15 protein-coding genes are annotated in these 19802 nt (G+C 46.6%); 4 read left to right on the forward strand and 11 right to left on the reverse strand.

Features of this window, described 5'->3' with window-relative positions:
• The first annotated feature begins 53 nt into the window (after positions 1-53).
• Positions 54-365 carry a hypothetical protein gene (locus FBQ74_RS08180; RefSeq protein WP_139756208.1) on the forward strand — a complete coding sequence of 104 codons (312 nt, stop codon included), beginning with the start codon at positions 54-56 and terminating at the stop codon, positions 363-365.
• On the opposite strand, the gene FBQ74_RS08185 is transcribed toward FBQ74_RS08180, so the two are convergent.
• Genes FBQ74_RS08185 through FBQ74_RS08195 form a run of 3 tightly spaced genes read right to left on the reverse strand, consistent with a single transcriptional unit; the run spans position 362 to position 3469 of the window.
• Positions 362-511, reverse strand: a complete 150-nt coding sequence (locus FBQ74_RS08185) for a DUF2256 domain-containing protein (protein ID WP_139756209.1) — start codon at positions 509-511, stop codon at positions 362-364. The genes FBQ74_RS08180 and FBQ74_RS08185 overlap by 4 nt on opposite strands.
• Entirely contained in the window at positions 498-2039 is a 1542-nt protein-coding gene (locus tag FBQ74_RS08190) for a cryptochrome/photolyase family protein (RefSeq protein ID WP_139756210.1), read from the reverse strand. The genes FBQ74_RS08185 and FBQ74_RS08190 overlap by 14 nt, the downstream gene beginning before the upstream one ends.
• A 2-nt stretch (positions 2040-2041) precedes the next feature.
• The gene (locus FBQ74_RS08195) at positions 2042-3469 is read right to left on the reverse strand and encodes a cryptochrome/photolyase family protein (protein ID WP_139757906.1); all 1428 of its coding nucleotides are present in this window, start codon (positions 3467-3469) and stop codon (positions 2042-2044) included.
• Positions 3470-3553: 84 nt separating this feature from the next.
• Here FBQ74_RS08195 and FBQ74_RS08200 point away from each other — a divergent pair, with 84 nt between their 5' ends.
• Together FBQ74_RS08200 and FBQ74_RS08205 are read left to right on the forward strand one after the other, a co-directional pair.
• Complete coding sequence (locus FBQ74_RS08200; RefSeq protein WP_139756211.1) at positions 3554-4822, forward strand: DASH family cryptochrome; 1269 nt, start codon at positions 3554-3556, stop codon at positions 4820-4822.
• Positions 4819-6285 carry an FAD-binding domain-containing protein gene (locus tag FBQ74_RS08205; protein WP_139756212.1) on the forward strand — a complete coding sequence of 489 codons (1467 nt, stop codon included), beginning with the start codon at positions 4819-4821 and terminating at the stop codon, positions 6283-6285. The genes FBQ74_RS08200 and FBQ74_RS08205 overlap by 4 nt, the downstream gene beginning before the upstream one ends.
• Before the next feature lie 4 nt (positions 6286-6289).
• Here the strand turns inward: FBQ74_RS08205 and FBQ74_RS08210 are convergent, their stop codons facing one another.
• Positions 6290-6550 (reverse strand): hypothetical protein, encoded by a 261-nt coding sequence (locus tag FBQ74_RS08210; RefSeq protein ID WP_139756213.1) that lies wholly within the window; start codon positions 6548-6550, stop codon positions 6290-6292.
• Positions 6551-6785: 235 nt separating this feature from the next.
• On the opposite strand from FBQ74_RS08210, the gene fabA reads away from it, so the two are divergent.
• Positions 6786-7304 (forward strand): 3-hydroxyacyl-[acyl-carrier-protein] dehydratase FabA, encoded by a 519-nt coding sequence (gene fabA, locus FBQ74_RS08215; RefSeq protein WP_139756214.1) that lies wholly within the window; start codon positions 6786-6788, stop codon positions 7302-7304.
• Positions 7305-7351: 47 nt separating this feature from the next.
• On the opposite strand, the gene rmf is transcribed toward fabA, so the two are convergent.
• The 7 genes from rmf to FBQ74_RS08250 all read right to left on the reverse strand — a co-directional run bounded on the left by rmf (position 7352) and on the right by FBQ74_RS08250 (position 19782).
• Positions 7352-7528: a ribosome modulation factor gene (rmf, locus tag FBQ74_RS08220; protein WP_139756215.1), complete on the reverse strand. Its 177-nt coding sequence runs from the start codon at positions 7526-7528 to the stop codon at positions 7352-7354.
• A 290-nt stretch (positions 7529-7818) separates the two neighbouring features.
• Positions 7819-9570, reverse strand: a complete 1752-nt coding sequence (locus tag FBQ74_RS08225; protein WP_139756216.1) for a DUF3466 family protein — start codon at positions 9568-9570, stop codon at positions 7819-7821.
• Between the two features lie 12 nt (positions 9571-9582).
• Positions 9583-11523 (reverse strand): ATP-binding cassette ATPase Uup, encoded by a 1941-nt coding sequence (uup, locus tag FBQ74_RS08230; protein WP_139756217.1) that lies wholly within the window; start codon positions 11521-11523, stop codon positions 9583-9585.
• Positions 11520-11690, reverse strand: a complete 171-nt coding sequence (locus FBQ74_RS08235; protein ID WP_232371992.1) for a glutaredoxin family protein — start codon at positions 11688-11690, stop codon at positions 11520-11522. The genes uup and FBQ74_RS08235 overlap by 4 nt, the downstream gene beginning before the upstream one ends.
• Positions 11691-11740: 50 nt before the next feature.
• Positions 11741-13840: a bifunctional 23S rRNA (guanine(2069)-N(7))-methyltransferase RlmK/23S rRNA (guanine(2445)-N(2))-methyltransferase RlmL gene (rlmKL, locus tag FBQ74_RS08240; RefSeq protein WP_139756219.1), complete on the reverse strand. Its 2100-nt coding sequence runs from the start codon at positions 13838-13840 to the stop codon at positions 11741-11743.
• A 33-nt stretch (positions 13841-13873) separates the two neighbouring features.
• A complete protein-coding gene (gene pyrD, locus FBQ74_RS08245) occupies positions 13874-14881 on the reverse strand; it encodes a quinone-dependent dihydroorotate dehydrogenase (RefSeq protein ID WP_139756220.1) in 1008 nt (335 codons plus the stop codon).
• 62 nt (positions 14882-14943) lie between these two features.
• On the reverse strand, positions 14944-19782 hold the full coding sequence (locus tag FBQ74_RS08250; RefSeq protein ID WP_139756221.1) for an NAD-glutamate dehydrogenase: 4839 nt from the start codon (positions 19780-19782) through the stop codon (positions 14944-14946).
• Positions 19783-19802: the final 20 nt, after the last annotated feature.

Raw genomic sequence — 19802 nt, forward strand, 5'->3', positions numbered from 1 at the left:
CACTGAATTTTGTTGAGCCGTGTCGTACAACTTCTTACAACAAGGAGCAGTATATGCACGTTCAGACTTCGCATCCAGAAAGCTTTTGTATTCATTGTGCAGACAATGCCAGTACAACAACTGATGCTATCAGTTTGTTTTGTAAGCTATTTAACTATCTTATCCGCGATATCTGGTTTCCCAGCGAGTCAGAGCAAATAGCTACCCGTCTATCTAATGGTGCCACCCTGCACTGTCAGCGCATTAATGCTGATATTGTTAAGCTGGAATTGTGTCCGCAAGCTCCCCGCCCCGTACAGCTGTTTGAAATGCGTTTCCGTCATGGGCACTGGTATCTTTGCGAGCAGGCAAATCTGGTACATTAATGACTGCTCTTTAAACTGTGTCGCTTACCGGCACAGCGCTTAGAGCAGTACTTTACCTCCTGCCAGTTTTTTTCCCACTTTTTACGCCAGGTAAATGGTCGGTGACAAACCGGACAAATTTTTTCAGGTAATTCAGACTTTTTCATTGCTACTGATTTTTCTTAAAAACAGCGACGCATCTTTGCGCATCTGCTGTACTTTTTCATCATCCATGCGCTCATAGCTTTTATAAACCAAACCCATTCGAGGATTATCCTTGAGCTTATCTCTGTTGTTATCCACAAACCGCCAGTACAAATAGTTAAATGGACAGGCTTTTTCTCCGGTTTTCTTCGTTACACTGTACCCACAATTTTTACAATAGTCCGACATTTTGTTGATATAACTGCCGCTGGCCGCATAGGGTTTGCTGGCCAGATTACCGCCATCGGCATAAAGAATCATGGCTGAAACATTGGGCAATTCAACCCATTCGTAGGCATCGGCATAGACCAGTAAATACCATTGCTGAACCTGTTCTGGTTCCAGTTCCGATAACAGTGAAAAATTACCAATTACCATCAATCGCTGGATATGATGCGCATAGGCATTGTTTTTAGTGTCTGAAATGCACTGGCGCATACAGTTCATGTTGGTATATCCGCCCCAGAAAAAGGATGGCAGGTCCCGCTTTGCATTAAAATAGTTATCAGTCGCCATATCTGGCATATAGTGCCAATAAAAACCTCTGACGAATTCACGCCACCCCAGGATCTGGCGGATGAAGCCCTCCACTGAATTAAGTGGAGCGGTTCCCGCGTGATAAGCTGCCTCAGCATGCTCAACAACCTCGCCGGGAGACAGCAATCCGCAGTTGATATAAAATGACAGATGCGAATGAAACAGCCACGGCGCGTTGTGTCGCATCGCATCCTGATACTTGCCGAATTCAGGCAGGCGTTGTTCGACAAATTCGTCTAATACCGTAAGCGCCTGTTCGCGTGTGACTGCAAAATGAAAGGGCTCAAGGTCGCCAAAATGATCGTTAAATTCTTCCTTTACTAAATCAAGAACTGCACGGGTAATTTCGTCGGGCGAAAAGGTGGTAGGCTCAGGAACAGACTTGGATGCCGGCAGTGATTCGCGGTTTTTCTCATCATAATTCCATTTACCGCCAACAGGACTGCCCTCCTCCATCAAAATACCTGTCTTTTTACGCATCTCACGATAAAAAAACTCCATGCGCAGTGTTTTTCGATCCTGCGCCCACTCATCAAAGTCTTGTTTGGTAGAATAGAAACGGGTGTCATCCAGAATATGCACGGGCACGCCTAATTGGTTTTCCCATTGCTCCATACTCTTCAGTAAACGATATTCCCCCGGGGAAGTGACAACTACCTCTTCGCAACCTGTGTCCTTGAGGGCTAATTTTACTTCTTTTAACAGGCTGCCCTGGTTGTTCTGGTCGTCGTAATAGCGATAGCGTACCTGATAATTTTCCTTTTTAAGCGCGTCAGCGAAATGCCGCATGGCAGAAAATAGAAAAGCAATTTTCTTTTTGTGATGCTTTACATACGTTGCTTCTTCTTTAACCTCAGCCATCAAAATGATGTCTTTGCTAATTGTGGCATCCTGTAAAACCGGCAGTGTTGCAGTTAGCTGATCACCGAGTATCAGACGCAGGGCTTTACCCATAGCTAGCTCCCTTTGATCTCATCAAACGCTTCAAGGGCACGTTTGCGACTCGCCTTAAGGTCGACCAGAGGCTCGGGGTAATCTTCACCAAGCGTAATACCTGCTTCACTAAGGACATCGTCCGGGGCTTTCCAGGGTTTGTGAATATATTTTTGGGGCAAATCTTTCAGTTCGGGGCAGTAGTGACTGACATATTCCCCCTCTTTATCAAATTTTTCACCCTGCAATACAGGATTAAAAACGCGGAAATACGGGGCAGCGTCAGCGCCTGAGCCCGCTACCCATTGCCACCCGGCAGTATTATTTGCAAGATCTGCATCGACCAGGCAATCCCAAAACCATTGCTCTCCCTGATGCCAGTGCATAAGCAGGTTTTTCACCAGAAAAGAACCTACAATCATACGAACCCGGTTATGCATCCATCCGCATTGCCAAAGTTGGCGCATTCCGGCATCGACGATAGGGATTCCGGTTTTTCCTTTCTGCCAGGCCTTTAAATCATTTTCGCTGTATCGCCAGTTGAATTTATCAAATTTGTCATTGAAGTTTTTGTCTACCATATCGGGGAAGTGATAAAGGAGATAATAGCTGAATTCCCGCCAGCCCAATTCGCTAAGAAAGGTATCAATGTCTTTGTTTTCACTTTCACCAAACTTGTCTTTTATGGCATACCACACCTGATTGGGAGAAATTTCTCCCCAATGCAGATGCGGGGATAAACAGGACGTTCCTTCTACCGCAGGCAGATCCCGCTGCTCATTATATTGCTGAGCCGAATCATTTATAAAGGTACTGAGACGATCAGCGGCCCCTTCCTCGCCAGGCTTCCACGCTGACTGAATATCGCTGTACCAGTTTATATCCGGTAACAGGCCTAGAGCATCAAGGCCATCACCTTTATCCGGAACGTCGGCATAGGTAATACGGGCTGGTGGCGCCTTGGGGTAGCGAGGCTCTGCCGCCTGCAGACAACCTTTTTTGTAAAACGGGGTGTAGACCTTATACGGCGTCCCGCTTTTTGTTTCAATTTTCATCGGCTCCCATAACAAACTGCCGTTGAAACTGTGCACCTTGTAATCATTGTCTTCGAGTTGCTTCTTAAGAGCCTTATCGCGGCGGATAGCCCAAGGTTCGTAAAGACGGTTCCAGAAGATATGTCTGGTGCCAAAAGCATCCATCAGCTCAGGGATAATTTTCTTTGCATCCCCTTTAAATATCTGTAGGTGACCGTTAAGGCGCTCATCAAGCTGCCTCAGTGACTCATGCAACCACCATTGGCTGGCTCCCCCGGGAAGTCGACCTTCAGGCGCATCCGTATCGAAAATATAAACAGGTATTATTTTACCCGCATCACATGCTGCATTAAGCGCCGGGTTATCTTTTACGCGGAGGTCCTTTTTGAACCACATTATACTTACGGGTACGGTCACTGTAGCCTCTTCATTTTTATGGTCTTTGTTCTGCTGGTATACGTAGTTAGCCATCAATTGATCTAAAATTTCCGACACCTTGTGATGAGTAAACTACGTATTGGATTATACTGGTTCACGCGGGACCTGCGTTTAGATGATATGCCCTCTCTGATTAAATTAAATTCAGTTGTCGACAGACTGATTTTAGTTTATTGCGATACTATGTATTCTTTATCACCCAACGCATTTGGCTGGCCAGCAGTGGGTATCCACAGGCAAAAGTTTATCCGTCAGGGACTTGATGATCTGGAGGCGCAGCTCGTCGGTCTGGGTCAGCATTTGGTTGTGATGCAAGGTGAACCTGAATCGGCGCTTCCACAAATCGTTGCACAATATGGCGTTACTGATGTCGCTATGACCCGTCTCAATGGTGTTTATGAGCTAAGACAGCGCGAGCAACTGATTCAGAAACTTGGGCATGTTACCTGGCATATAATCACAACTGAGACGATGTTTGATGTCCGGTCTTTACCCATGCCGCTGCGTGATGTGGATAATACCTTTACGCCCTGGCGCAAGAAGATAGAAGGTAATGTTGATGTTGTCGCCCCTGTCGATGCGCCTTCTTCGCTTAAGCCCCCGCCAGAGTCAATCTGCGCCACCACTCCGCCCGCCGCGTCTGAAATTTCGTTTACAAAATGCTGGCACGGTGGTGAACGTTATGGTCAGGCTCAACTAAATTATTATTTTGAACAGTCACAAAACCTTTCCCGTTATAAAGAAACCCGCAATGGCCTGATGGGCTGGGATTTTTCCAGTAAGTTTTCGGCATGGCTGGCGGCCGGTATGTTGTCGCCCCGGCGCGTAGCACATCGAATCAGGAATTATGAGCAAAACATAGTCAAAAATGATTCAACATACTGGCTATATTTTGAATTGCTGTGGCGGGAGTTTTTTCACTTACAACTGCAAAAACATGGTCGACTATTGTTTGCTGCGGGCGGCTACAAACACCATACACCAAATACTAACTTTGAAAAGGATCTGTACGAAGCGTGGTGCGAAGGAAAAACTGGCTGTGATATCGTTGATGCGGGGATGCGACAGCTAAACGCGACAGGTTTTTTATCAAACCGCGTTCGTCAGCTTTGTGCAAGCTTTCTTATTCATGAGCTTAATCAACACTGGCGTTATGGTGCGGCCTATTTTGAATATATGCTTATCGATTACGATGTTGCCAGTAACTGGGGAAACTGGCTGTACCTGGCCGGTGGTGGCAGTGACCCAAGAGGACAGCGCAAGTTTGATATAAAGGCACAGACTGAGCGGTACGATCCTAACCGCAGATTTATCAGTCACTGGCTGCAATGACCGATAAAGAAATCAATGTTGTCTGGCTGAAACGGGATTTACGGCTGCGCGATCACGCCCCCTTGTATGAAGCTGCAAAAGACGGAAGTCCGGTTCTGTTGGTGTACATGTTTGAACCCGAATTAGCTGAGGACCCGCACTTTACCGCTCAACACTGGCAGTTTGTTACCGACAGTATCACGAACCTCAATACACAGCTCAGACCCTTTAATACTCAGGTCTGGCTTGGCTTCGACTCAGCCATTAATATATTTGCCTGCATACACAAACGCTACAAAATACGAAGTTTGTTTTCTCACCTTGAAACGGGTCTGTTGAATACATTTGCACGGGATAAAGCGGTGTCTGACTGGTGCGAACGCAATGCGGTGAAATGGCATGAATATGCACAGTCTGCGGTCACGAGAAAACTCAAAAATCGCCGCGACTGGCGACAACGATGGTCCGCATTTTATCAACAACCTTGCCGTGACATTCATCCAGATAGCATTAACTGGGTTGCCGTAACGCAGCCGGAGCCGATGACTCATCCGTTACCACCATGTCAGCTTCGCCGACAGCCAGGCGGAGAGCAGCGTGCATGGTCAGTATTAAAGAATTTTTTCACCGATCGCTTCGCCCGCTATCACACCGACATTTCTTATCCGGAGGCGGCCAGACGAAGCTGTAGTCGGTTAAGTCCATACATCGCTTTTGGCAACATCAGTACGCGCCAGATCTATCAGTATGTGAAAACGGTTAGTGAGCGTGAGGCAAAGCATAAACTGGCCATTAAAGCATTTTCTGACCGAATTGCCTGGCACGATCATTTTGTTCAGAAATTTGAAAGTGAACACCAGATGCAATGGCGCAGTGTGAACAAAGGTTATCGAGACTTTATCTACGAGGATGGCCCCACCGCGCAATGGTTATTTGAAAAGTGGCGCCAGGGTCAAACCGGCATTCCTATCATTGATGCCTGTATGATAGCGCTACGCGCGACGGGCTATCTTAACTTCAGAATGCGGGGAATGATCGTAAGCTTTGCCTGCCACTGGTTAAATCTCGACTGGCGACGACCGGCAGAATATCTGGCAGGACAGTTTCTTGATTTTGAACCGGGTATTCATTACCCGCAAATTCAAATGCAGGCAGGCGTTTCGGGCACTAATACAATCCGGCTGTACAACCCGCTAAAACAATCCAGAACATTGGATAGTGACGGACAGTTTATTAAAAAATGGGTCCCTGACCTTCAAGCGGTGCCTGCTGCTTACATTCACACCCCCTGGGATATCCCTCAAATGATAGCGTCACTGGAAAATTTTCAGATACCGGCTTTATACCGACAACCAATTATTGATTTAGCGGTAAAGGGGCCATTAATACGAGAGAGATTATGGGCATTCAGGGAACGACCTGAGGTCATTAAGGAAGCAGCACGCATCTTATATAAACATAGTATGCCGGGGAGCCGCCGCTGAATGATTAACGTTTATGATCTTTTAGCCACTCGTTGAGCAGCTTTATCTGACCACATTTGTAAGCAGCGTACATAACCCGCATTGAGTTAGACAGCATCTCGTTATCACTCCACCCTGTCTTTTCTCTCATTTCGTCATAGCAACGCATCGCTTCCGGGGATACGTAGCCACGCACCATCTTTCTTCCGGCTTCGCGCTGCTTTTCGCGAAAGCGGCGCTGCTTGTCGGCATTTGCTTTTTGATTTGGTTTTTTCTTTTCTACCATGGGTCAACGTTAAACACTCATCAGGCTCATGTCTATACTACAGGGAAATTTACTCTCGCCCACAGTTAATTTTCATCCCGCATTATGAACCTTTTTTGAAACGATACAGCGTTCGCAGAAATGTACGATTAACCAGCGTAAAGTAAAAAAACAAACAAAATCACTGTTCAGAGTTGTTTAGCGTACAAGTGTTCGCTAAATTATGCCGCTGAATCCATAATTAGAAAGAGAGAATATGTCTCAACAACAAGATAGCTTTAGTCGTGAAGACCTTTTAGCCTGCAGTCGTGGAGAAATGTTTGGCCCTGGGAACAGCCAATTGCCTGCACCTAATATGCTAATGATGGACCGTATCGTTTCAATCAAAGATGAGGGCGGTGAATTTGGCAAAGGGGAAATTGTTGCTGAACTGGATATCACACCCGACTTGTGGTTTTTCGATTGTCACTTCCCCGGTGATCCGGTGATGCCTGGCTGTTTAGGGTTAGACGCAATGTGGCAGCTAGTCGGCTTTTTTCTTGGCTGGAGCGGCGGTCCGGGTAAAGGCCGGGCACTGGGTGTAGGTGAAGTTAAATTCACTGGTCAGATTCTGCCGACAGCAAAAAAAGTAACCTACCGGATAAATCTGAAGCGTGTCATTAAACGCAAGCTGTTTATGGGAATGGCAGACGGCATCGTAGAAGTCGATGGGCGTGAAATTTATTCTGCTAAAGATTTAAAAGTTGGCTTGTTCCAAGACACGTCTAATTTCTAAAAAAAAAAGCCCCGAGCCCGGGGCTTACTTAAACGTCAAAGAGATTTTTAACGTACGGCCAGACCGACGCTTCGGTCTTCTACGGCTTCACGCCATCCTCCCAGCCAATGTGAACGTGTATCAAACGATTGAAATGGACAGTTTTCTTTTGAGCGACCGCTGATACCAGCCTGATACCCTTTCGCATGGGCGCGAGTCAATTTGTCTCTTTTTTGTCGTTTCATTGATTAGCCTCTTTTGTCAGATTATGCACACAATCAATGCAGTCACTCCTAAGCTTATTGGTCGACGAGTACTGTTTTTGAATGCGTACCTTATTGTGATAGTCACTGTAGCGCGAAGGTTCAAGTAAAATTCACAAAAAATTCTCTTGACAGATAATAACCAAATGAAAGCAGGTTAAATTTTTTTTAACGGTTAGTTATCAATTGCATAAATAACGTACAAACAAAAAAGCCCCGCAGATGTTATATCATCCTGCGGGGCTGTTGTTTATTGTTCGATTTAAATCAATTTATCGACGTAAGTAGCGTCTGAATCCAGCGAATCCGAATAACGCCAAGAGTGCAGATACAGAAAACGCTGCACCGCTTCTTTCAAACTTCTCACCTTCGATATCCCCGGCATCACCCTCTTCACAGGTTTCTATTTCGCCATTAGGATTCGGAGTTAGCTTGACTGCAACAACGCGATCTTCAAGATCCTGCTCGCCGTTTTCATCGAGTATAATCTCGCCATCAATATATTGTGCAGGACGACGAATCAGCGCATTTGCAATGATTTCATTGTTATCGTTAATATCAATCGCATCAACCAACAAATACTCGCTGTCGCAACTTGTCAGCGTATTCAAATCAACAATATTCTCGTCGCCAACGGTATACATAAAAGCGTGGTTTTCTGGATCGCGTCCTGAAATCTGCGGCTCAAACTGCGACGCACCCACAACAATATTGTTATTGTTGATAGCTGCCGGTTCAGTCTGACCGTTTTCGAAAAAGCCCTGAGGGTAGAAAGATTCCTCGGTATCCAGATTGTAAGCAAACAAAAAGTTACGTGCCACACTACTAGGTTCCCGGGTTACATATCCTGTTACCCAGTTTTCATCATTGATCGATAATGCCCGGCTTTGTGCATTGTCATCACGATTCAGTAATTCTGTGGTTTCTCCGTTAGCAAAAACCGCAGCCACTTCACCGCGTTCGCGAGCATTATTGCCGCCTAAACGCGCCAGCGTCAGGGTTTCATCCGTTGCAGAAACCCCTACCGCGATCCCATTGTTATTGATGTCGTAAGCGCGACCATAGTTATAGGCATTAGCCTGATCACCTTCCGGCTCATAAACAAGCGGGTAGCTGGTGGTATCCACAATTTCGCCAGAGGCGTTCAACGTCCAGATAACCGGTCTGATTTGCGAAGAGACTTTCAGCGGGTAAATTAAGCTAATTGTGCCGCCTCGTGAACGGCGTTGATAAACAGCGTTCTTCAAACAAAGCTCAAGGGCCGTATCACCACGGATTTCATCATCATAACAGCCCTCGATATCTTCTCTGATAGCATCAGTAAAGTCCGTTGTACCAAATCCGGCTACCTGAAACGATTCGTTAACAGCGTAAGCTGTTGCGTAGCCATTAAGTAAATCATCAGGAGGCGGTAAGCGAATAGCCTGTCCATTTACCTGCGCATAAGCCTGTTCAAGGCCTTCGCTAATGATAATGTAATCATCTTCGCCATCTTCATTAACAATAGACACGCGATTAAACGGTAGCTCAGACGAGCCAACAATGAAATCTCTGCTGATACTATCTCTTGCGATTGACTCAGCAGATTGTGTATAGATATCTTGGCCTTCAACCAGAGTATCAAGCCCAGGCACCAATTCTGCGTCTACTGTATCAGTTACATAAGAACGAAAATCTGCCAGTGCTGGGTAAGCCGTGCTACCCAAATTGTTATTACTTTGCAGGAAGTTGACGATAATCTGATAATCAACAGAGGTAAATATGCCTTGTTGCGCATCTTCTGGATTTTCAAGCGTGCTCACGGCATCGAAAAAACCGCTTTCACTCAGAAGCGCAACATCAATACGTGGGTTGAATTCCTGTGATACGGCGGTAAGCATCGTACCCGTGTTATCAATAGATTTACCAAAATTGCTTTTTGCAATATCCGTTACCGGTAAGGGGGTGACATCATAAGTGGCAGCCAGTGTCGAAACACTGCCTGTGGCCATTATCATGGCGGCGGCAAGCTGTTTTAATTTCATGTACTATCCTATTTACTGCTGAGTCTCTTCCAGCATGCTTTCTAATTCGTCCCAGCGCGCGTATTTTTCTGTTAACGCAGCTTCGGTTTCTTCCAGCGTTTTGAGCGTACTGGCAGTGTTATCACTGTCCTGTTTAAAAAATTCGGGAGAGTTCACTTCTTCCTGAAGCGTACCGAGCTTTTCTTCCAGCTCTTCTATTTGCTGCGGAAGTGTTTCAAGTTCTCTCTGGTCTTTATATGATAACTTTTTCGGTTTACTGACAGAAGACTTTGCCTTAGAACTTCCTGATGTAGATTTAGTTTCATCAGCACGTTGTTTTTGTACTGTTTTTTTCTGTGCGCTTCGTTGCTGTTCCTGCGCTTTGTACCATTGCTCTACATCAGAGAAGCCGCCGACAAACTCTTTGACCTTCCCACTACCCTCAAAAACCAGACAGCTGCTGGCTACGTTATCAACAAACTCCCTGTCGTGACTGACCAGTAACACCGTGCCCTGATAAGCAGACAGCAGGGTTTCAAGCATTTCGAGGGTTTCGACATCAAGATCGTTTGTCGGCTCATCCAGAACCAGAACGTTACTGGGTTTGAGCATAAGCTTTGCGAGCATCAGGCGGTTTTTTTCACCGCCTGAAAGTGATTTGACAGGTGAGTTCACCCGTTCAGGTGAAAACAGATAATCCTGAAGATAACTGATAACGTGTCGGGGGTGTCCGTTCACCATGAGGTCGCGTTTGCCGTCACCGACGGCATCAATTACGGACTTTTCCAAATCAAGACCAAACCGGTGCTGATCGAAGTAAGCGACTTCCAGGTTTGTGCCCTGCCTGACTTCCCCACTTTGAGGGGCAAGCTGGCCAAGCAACAGTTTGATAAGTGTTGTTTTGCCACTTCCGTTAGGACCGACAAGCGCTATTTTATCACCTCGTAACACATTTAAATCGAGACCCGAAACAATGTTTTTGTCTTCAATCTGATAAGACAGATTGCTCACCTCAAACACCATTTTTCCGGAGCGTACCCCCTGATGCTGAGCAGCGACTACGTTACCCTGCAATTCACGCCGGGATTTACGCTCTTCGCGTAGCTTTTTCAGCGCTCTGACACGACCTTCATTGCGCGTGCGTCTGGCTTTGATTCCCTGCCGTATCCAGGTTTCTTCCTGCGCCAGCTTTTTATCAAACTCGGCATTGTGGGTAGCCTCTACCTCTAAATCTTCTTGTTTCTTCTGAAGATAACTGTCGTATTCGCCCGGGTAGCTGGTCAGTGCCCCACGGTCTAAGTCGACAATACGGGTAGCCATGTTACGAATGAAAGCCCTGTCGTGGCTTACAAATACGATGGCACCCTGGAAGTTGACGAGACTTTGTTCAAGCCAGCGAATCATTTCTATATCAAGGTGGTTGGTGGGCTCGTCTAGCAATAACAAGTCCGGAGAGCGCACTAACGCTCTTGCCAGTGCCGCTTTTCTTCGCCAACCGCCTGACAGTGTGGTCAATGAAATGTCAGGATCCAGTTTGAGCATGGTCAGCGTCTGAGAAATCTGCTGTTCGATTTGCCATGCTTCCCGCGCATCAATTTCTGCCTGCAGCTTTTCCAGACGCAGCAGGTTTTTGTCACTGGGATCTTCAGTAATAAGCCGTGTCTGATGATAATAGTCTTTTAACACCTGGCCGATATCCGCCAGGCCCTCTGCGACATAATCATATAATGTGACATCAGTTGTTTGCGGCGGGTCCTGCTCTAACCGTGCAACCACCGTTTTGTTGTCAATAATTCGTTGACCATCATCTGCTGTAATATCGCCTGCTATAACCTTCATCAGGGTAGATTTACCGCTACCATTTCGGCCAACAAGGCATACCCGCTCACCGGGCTGAACGACTAACTCCACACCATTAAGCAGCGGCGGGTTACCGTAAATGACGGTGATGTTTTTTAACTGCAAAATGCTCATTCAAGAAACCTTTTCAATGCATTTGAATCAAACGGCCAGGCCAGTTCCTCTTGGGTGTCCATGCGTTTTAAAACCGGGATCCGTGCCCCGTATTCGTGATACAGCCTGGTATCGTCACGAACATTGACTAGTGTAACCTGAGGTGGCGTATCCAGGCTTCGGATCATTGTTAACGCCTTATGGCACAAGGAACATGCAGGTGCTGTATATAATTCAGTTAGCATTTTTTCATTATCCAGCATTTATGTATATTAGGATGACGTGAGAAATCGCCGGGAATAGTTTGCGCAGTGATATCTTCACAACTAAGCCCCATCTCTTTAATTGCTTGTGCATCCAGTTTAAAGCCACGCTTGTTATTAGAAAATACAATGGTGCCGCCATCATTGAGGCATTTAAAAGCATCCTGCAACATCGCGAGGTAATCGCGTTGCACATCCCAGGTCGCCTGCATTCGTTTTGAATTGGAAAAAGACGGTGGGTCGATGAATATCAAGTCGTACTTACCAGTGTGTGATGCAAGCCATTGTGTGCAATCAGCCTGTATAAAGGCATAGGGGCCACCGAGCTTATTTAAGCGAAAGTTCTCCCGCGCCCAGTCCAGATAGGTTTTAGACATATCGACAGTACATACAGAACGCGCCTTACCCAGCGCGGCAGCGACAGACACGCTGCCGGTGTAAGAAAACAAATTCAGCACATCTTTGTTCTGTGACAATTGCCTGACCAGCTTTCGCGTTTCGCGATGATCCAGAAACAGGCCTGTATCCAGATAATCAGTCAAATTCACAAGCAGGCGGGCGCCATTTTCATAGATGACCTTTTTGACCCCTTTCTGGTCCAGCTTTTCGTATTGCGCAGTGCCTTTCTGGCGGGTTCTTACTTTCAACGAAATATTCGAAGATGGTACGCCTGTGACCGCAGGTAAATGCAACAGGACTTCCTGTAACCGACGGCGTGCTTTGTTCTCGTCGATATCCTTAGGCGGTGCGTACTCCTGTACGACCAGCCAGTCATCATAACGGTCAATAGCCACATTATAGTCAGGCAAATCAGCATCATAAATGCGATAGCAATTAGTGTCCTGTTGCTTTACCCAGCTCTTCATCTTTTTCAGATTTTTGCGAAGCCGGTTAGCAAATTCATGATTTTCGGCGTCGTCTGAAAACTGCTGGCAGTTTTGTTCATCCAGCCGGTAATTGACCAGTCGGCATTCCAGTTTACCGTTATTCATCGCGTAGTCTTTTGCAGCACGCAATTTGAGCACTCTTAGCAGGTCCCGGTTGCTCGACAGTAACGTAACATGCCACCCTTTCCAGGCGGTTTTTAAATGCTTGCCCCATTGAGAAAACAGGGGCAGCAGGTCTGTCAACTCACCAAGCCGTTCACCGTAAGGCGGATTAGCAACCAGATACCCTTTTTCCTTTTCCGGAGGCGCAGCTTTAGTCGCATCCTGGCAGGCAAACTGAATATCATGAAAGACGCCGGCTTCATCGGCATTTTTACGCGCTATACTGATTAGCTTTTTACTGACATCGCTGGCAAAAATTGTTGATGACACAGGTTGTTGACTGGCCAGCGCATTGTCTAGCAGCTTATCCCAAAGCGTTGCATCGTGACCCAGCCAACCATTGAAACCCCAGTAGGAGCGCTTAATACTCGGTGCGATATTCCTTGCTATATAGGCTGCTTCAATAGCAATAGTACCGGAGCCGCACATCATATCAGCCAGCGGTTTATCTGTGTTATTTGTCCAGCCGGAACGCATTAGCATCGCACAGGCAATATGTTCTTTGAGAGGCGCATCACCGGTTTGTTGTCGGTAAGCACGCTGGTGCAGGCTGTTGCCACTTAAATCGATACCAACTGTCACTTGATCGCGCTGGCACTTGGCATACACGGGCAAATCCGGTTGTTTACGCTCGACAGAAGGACGCTGTGTACCTTCCTGCATAAACTGATCGACAATCGCATCCTTAATTTTAACCGCACCAAACTGCGTATTGTTAATGGCCCGGTTGGTACCTGAAAACTGTACACTCAGGCTGTCTGTCGGACGCAGATGCTGAGGCCAGTCGATGCCATCAGCAATTGCATACAAATCTTCTGCAGAATCACATTTACCGGAATTTAAAACCCATATAACGCGGTTTGCCAGCCTGGACCATAAGCATAATGTATACGCCTGTTCAAGCGAGCCTTCAAAGCTAAGGGCGCCGGGTGACATTTTTACTTCTGCATCCGGGCACAGGCTGATAATTTCTTCTCGAAGTAATTCATCCAGTCCGCGACTGGTTGTTACTAAAATGGTGTTCATATTGATGCCTCGCCGACTCGGGCCGGCTGTAAACTAGATTGCGCGGGCGATAGACTTTATCAGCGCGGGGCCCTGATAAATAAACGCAGAATAAACCTGTACAAGGGACGCGCCGGCATTTAATCGGTCCTGTGCTGCTTTTGCACTATCAATACCGCCTACGCCGATAATCGGAATTTCCCTGCCTAACGCTTCAGATAAGCGTTGTGTAACCCATTCAGCTTGCTGAGTTAATACCGCGCCGCTTAAGCCTCCGGACTCCTCGGCGTGATCAAGTCCTTCTACCGCATCCCTGCTCAGTGTGGTGTTGGTTGCAATTACCCCATCCATCTTCGCTTTTAGCAGTGATGCAGCGATACTTGATATTTCCTGTTCAGAAAGATCCGGCGCAATCTTGATAAACAACGGCACGTAACGACCGTGAGTTTCAGTGAGCTTTTCCTGCGCCGCTTTTAAGCCTTTCAGCAAAGCGTCCAGCGCATCACCATATTGAAGGTTGCGCAAACCCGGGGTATTGGGTGAGGAAATGTTAACGGTGACATAACTGGCATAAGGGTAAACTTTGTTAAGGCAAATGAGGTAATCATCCAAAGCATGCGCTTCTTCGGTATCTTTGTTCTTACCGATATTAATACCGATAACGCCTTTGAAATTTGCCTTCTTAACGTTTTCGACCAGATAGTCGACACCTTTATTATTAAAACCCATCCGGTTAATAATCGCTTGTTTTTCTTCAATGCGAAATAAACGGGGCTTTGGATTGCCCGGCTGTGGGCGGGGTGTGACGGTGCCTATCTCGATAAAACCAAATCCCATTGCCGCAAAAGCATCTATGCAATCGCCATTTTTATCCAGTCCCGCTGCAAGTCCTATCGGATTTGGAAACGTTACACCCGCCACAGTTACCGGCTTATCCACAACGGGTTGGCTGTACAACCATTTAGCCGGGGTATGTTGGGTTCGCTTTAGCCATTTCAGGGCGAAATCATGACTTTTTTCGGGATCGCATTTAAGAAGCAGGTTTTGGGCAATGGTCAGCATATCACTATAAGCTATAAAAAAGCCCTGTCAGACAGGGCTTTGTTTCGTCGAATAGCGCTATTCTAATGGTTAGACTTCACGCTTAAAAGCATCAATTCACGTAATGCGACTGAAAACTTCGCAAAGTCATGTGCAGAGCTGGTCTTAAACTCTGACATCATGTGATACCAACGCTTCAGTAATGCTTGATTATTATCCATCCAGCTCGACAGAATGTTATCAGCATCGGTTGCATCAGGTCTGCTTTGCAGCAAGTTAGCGGTGATAGAGCGCTGTTGCCAGTCCAGCTCTTCTCGATATGACGCACGTGCCAGAGCCTGCCAGTGGTTGCTTACCGCCTGATTATTAATCTGGTCGAGGAACCAGTGCAGTTCCAGCTGATTGCCTAACTGGAAGTACAGTTTCGCAATAACTGAGGTGTCATGGTCGTCAGACTCATCAATCTGCGCAATGTCCAGGCTAGAGAACAGGTTAGAGAAGCTTGCTACCTGATAGGCAATGTCGTCCGGTACCCCTTTCTTGGTCAGTGACTCGGTATGTTTGGTAAGCATAGCGAATTCATCTTCAACCAGATACTGCTCAAGGTTCTTACGCAGATCTTCGCATGTACCACGGTACGCATCGATAGCTTCCTGAATACCAAGCGACTGGTTACCATGGCGAATATACCAGCGAGCTGTACGGCGCATGATACGGCGCGCTTCTTCAAGCATTTTCAGCTGTAGGTCAGCGTCTATGGCTGTGTCCAGCTGCTCGATACGACGCCACAATGGACCAATATCAAAAATGCCTTTTACGATACTGTATGCGTTCGCAATTTCGTCGACCGTTGCGCCTGTTTCTTCCTGCATACGGAACACGAAATTCAGTCCCATATCATTAAGCATATTGTTAGTTAGCTTAGTGGCAATGATTTCACCGCGTAGCGGGTGTTGTTCCATCTGCGACTGAAACTTATCGCGAAGTACAGAAGGAAACGCCTCTACCAAAAGTTTCTCATGATAAGGGTTTTCTGTGATCGCTGGAATGTTCAGTTCATCTTTTAACACCATCTTGCCATAGGCAATCAGAACGCTTAGTTCAGGGCGCGTCAGACCTTTATCTTCGGCGACGCGATCAGAGATCTCATCGTCAGATGGAATAAACTCCAGCTCACGGTTCAGGCGTCCTTCACGTTCCAGGCCATGGATAAATCGTAACTGTTCTTTGAGGGCTGAGTTTCCTGCACGCTCGGTAATAGAAATAGACTGCGTCTGGCGGTAGCAATCCTCAAGCACCAGTTGTGCGACATCATCAGTCATTTCATAAAGAAGATTATTGCGCTGCTTAGTAGTCAGATCGCCATTATTAACCAGGCTGTTCAGCAGGATCTTGATATTGACCTCATTATCGGAACAGTCCACACCGCCCACATTATCAATAAAGTCAGTATTGACTCTGCCGCCATTGGCAGCGTACTCAATACGGCCAAGTTGGGTAAGGCCCAGGTTACCGCCCTCGCCCACAATTTTAGCCTGTACGTCGCGTCCGTTTACCCGAAGGTCATCGTTCGCCCGGTCACCCACTTCGGCATGGGATTCCTTCTTACTTTTCACATACGTACCGATACCGCCGTTCCAGATAAGGTCAACTGGCATCTTCAAAATGTTGTGAATAAGCTCGTTTGGCGTCATCGTCATCTGACGGGTACCCAGACACTTTTTCATCTCTGGCGTCAGCTTGATAGATTTATCTGCACGACTGAAAACGCCACCACCTTTGGAGATTAGGTCTTTATTGTAATCATCCCAGGATAAACGCGGATTTTCGAACAGGCGCTGACGCTCCTCGTAGCTTTTCGCTACATCCGGCTCAGGGTCGAAGAAAATGTGCAGGTGATTAAATGCAGAAATCAGCTTGGTGTGTTTTGACAAGAGCATGCCGTTACCAAATACGTCACCAGCCATATCGCCGATACCAACACAGCTGAATTCCGTTGTCTGACAGTCAATACCAATCTCACGGAAATGGCGTTTAACAGATTCCCACGCGCCACGAGCGGTTATACCCATTTTCTTGTGGTCATAACCTATACTGCCACCGGACGCGAACGCATCTCCTAGCCAGAAGTTATATTCATCAGAAATACCATTGGCAATATCGGAGAACGTAGCAGTCCCTTTATCTGCCGCAACAACCAAGTAAGGGTCATCATCGTCGAGGCGGACCACTTGTTCTGGCGGAACTATTTCACCATTAACAATGTTATCTGTGATATCCAGCAAGCTTCTGATAAAGGTGCGATAACACGCCTGCCCTTCCGCCTGAATCACCTCGCGGCTTGCGCCGGCGGGTAAATCCTTACAGACAAAGCCACCTTTCGCACCCACGGGAACGATTACGGTATTTTTAACCTGCTGCGCTTTAACCAGACCTAAAATCTCAGTTCTGAAATCCTCCTGACGATCTGACCAGCGCAAACCACCGCGAGCTACTTTACCGCCACGAAGGTGTACACCTTCAACTTTTGGCGAGTAAACAAATATCTCAAATTTAGGAAGCGGCAATGGCATTTCAGGAATTTTTTCAGGTGCCATTTTAAATGATACATAAGGCTTCTCGTTACCCTCTTCATCATTCTGGTAGAAGTTGGTACGAAGTGTGGCCTGCATCATATCCAGATAACGACGGATAATGCGGTCGTCATCCAGGTTGCCTACATTATCGAGCTGCGACTTAATTTCGTTAAGTACGGTTTCTTCGCGCTTTTTAGTGCGCTTTTTATTAGGGTTGTAGCGAAGTTCGAAATAGGTAACAAGGTGCTTGGCAATCTGCGGATAGTTAGACAGCGTATTAGCGATATAGTCGCGGCTGAAAGAGCTGCCTGTCTGACGCATATACTTCGCATACGCCCGTAAGATGGTAACCTTACGGCCTGTTAACCCTGCGCCTAATACAAGGCGATTGAACGCATCGTCTTCCAGCAGCTTAGCCCATACTTTTGCAAACGCATTCTGGAACAGGCTTTGTGCTTTTTCCATGTCCAGCTTATCACCCGCTTTATGTAGCATGGTGAAATCCATGACATAGTTCAACTCGCCTTCTGAGCAGGTAATTTTAAATGGGCTCTCATCAATGACGCGAAGCCCGAAATTCTCAAGCATCGGCAGAACATCTGATAAGTGAATTGGCTCAGCTTTGTGAAACAGCTTTAGCTTAACAATGTCACTGTCTTTGCCTTCTTCCTGCGGACGATAAAACAGCATATCGAGCTTATGTTCGTCGTCCAGCGACTCAAGTTTGCCAATATCGACCAGTGCCGCGCTGGGCAGATTTTGCTCCATGTAGCTGCGACTAAACGCATTGTTGTACTTTCGTTCAAGTGCCTTGCCGGTCGCCTCGCCGTGGGCCTGACTGATTGCTGATGCCAGCCTGTCGTTCCAGGTTTTGGTCAGCTCAATAATATTCTGTTCAATTTCTTTCACATCATATTCCGCATTGTTGTCTTCTACCCGGGCTATGTAATGGGTTCTGGCATAAACAGACTCTGAGAAGAATGTAGTAAATTCGACCTCTTCGGTAGCGCCCAGTGACTCTTTAAGCAGCGCCTGCGTTTCTTTTCGAAGTTGCGTGTTGTACCGCTCTCTGGGGACAAACACCATACAGGAGAAAAAGCGGCCGAAAATGTCTTTTCGGATAAACAACCGGGTAATGCCGCGCTCTTGCATCTGAAAGATGCCCATGACGATTTGTTTTAGCTCTTCCGCAGGAGTTTGCAGTAATTCATCTCTTGGGTACGTTTCGACGATATTCACAAACGCTTTATAAGCATGAGTGCCTGGCTCGAAACCACTCAGGTCGCAAATCTCCTGGATCTTTTCGCGTAAAATCGGAAGCTGCGTTACGCTGGCGTTATAAAATGATGCAGAGTAAAGTCCTAAGAAACGGTGTTCACCTACAACCTGACCGCTCTTGTTGTAAACTTTTATACCCACATAGTCCATGTAAGCAGGACGATGTACGCGAGAGCGTGTATTGGTTTTCGTCAGCATCAATGGAGAGTCGCTGAGCGCTTCTTCGCGAGCAGATGCCGGTAGTTTGGACAATAGTCTTTCGCGTTCGCTAATTGAGTTTTTCATCAAACCCAGACTACTGTCGTTATCCGGGATCCAGCGATGGTCACCTTCGATAGCTTTCACATTATAATAGCGGTAGCCCATCATGGTGAAATTATGGTCAGCCAGCCAGTCGAGAAACTGCTTAATTTTTTTCTCGCCGGTTTTATTGGTTGGCCAGTTAAGCTTACCAGTATCGTCTTTTACGGCCTGTAACTGATTGGCCATTTCCTGCCAGTCATTCACGGCCAGAGAGACTTCATCCACAACCGAGTGTAATTCTTTAGTTAGCGCCTCAACTTCCTTACGTGAAGTCTGGCGATCAATTTCGATAAATAATACCGTTTCTTTCTGGGTATCTTTGCCGTTAGCCCCCGGCTCCATGAACTCAACTATCTGGTTATCTTTGTCGCGCTTCAGGCCTATCGGGCTATGCAACAACAGATGAGCCGTGATACCCATGCGATTCAGAGACATACGCACAGAATCAACAAGAAATGGCATGTCTTTTACCACTATCTCAACGATAGTGTGGCTGGAGTGCCAGCCGTGTTTGGCTATTTCTGGGTTAAAAACTTTTATGTAGGGTTTATTCTCATCAAAATCATAGAGAATATTCCAAAGACTGAGTGTGGCGCCATAGAGGTCGCTGTCGTTACGGTGCTCCAGATCTTCGTTGGATATATTTTTATAAAGAAGCTGACCGAACTGTTTCACCAGCGCCTGTTGGTTCGCATCCACCTTTTTATCTATCAGCGAAAAAACGTTATCAAGAAGTACAGAGTGTCGCTTGGTGGTGACTGTCATGTATAAACCTTAAGTTTGTC

Origin of the sequence: Salinimonas iocasae, assembly GCF_006228385.1 — a bacterium.
In the GTDB taxonomy this organism is placed as follows: domain Bacteria; phylum Pseudomonadota; class Gammaproteobacteria; order Enterobacterales; family Alteromonadaceae; genus Alteromonas; species Alteromonas iocasae.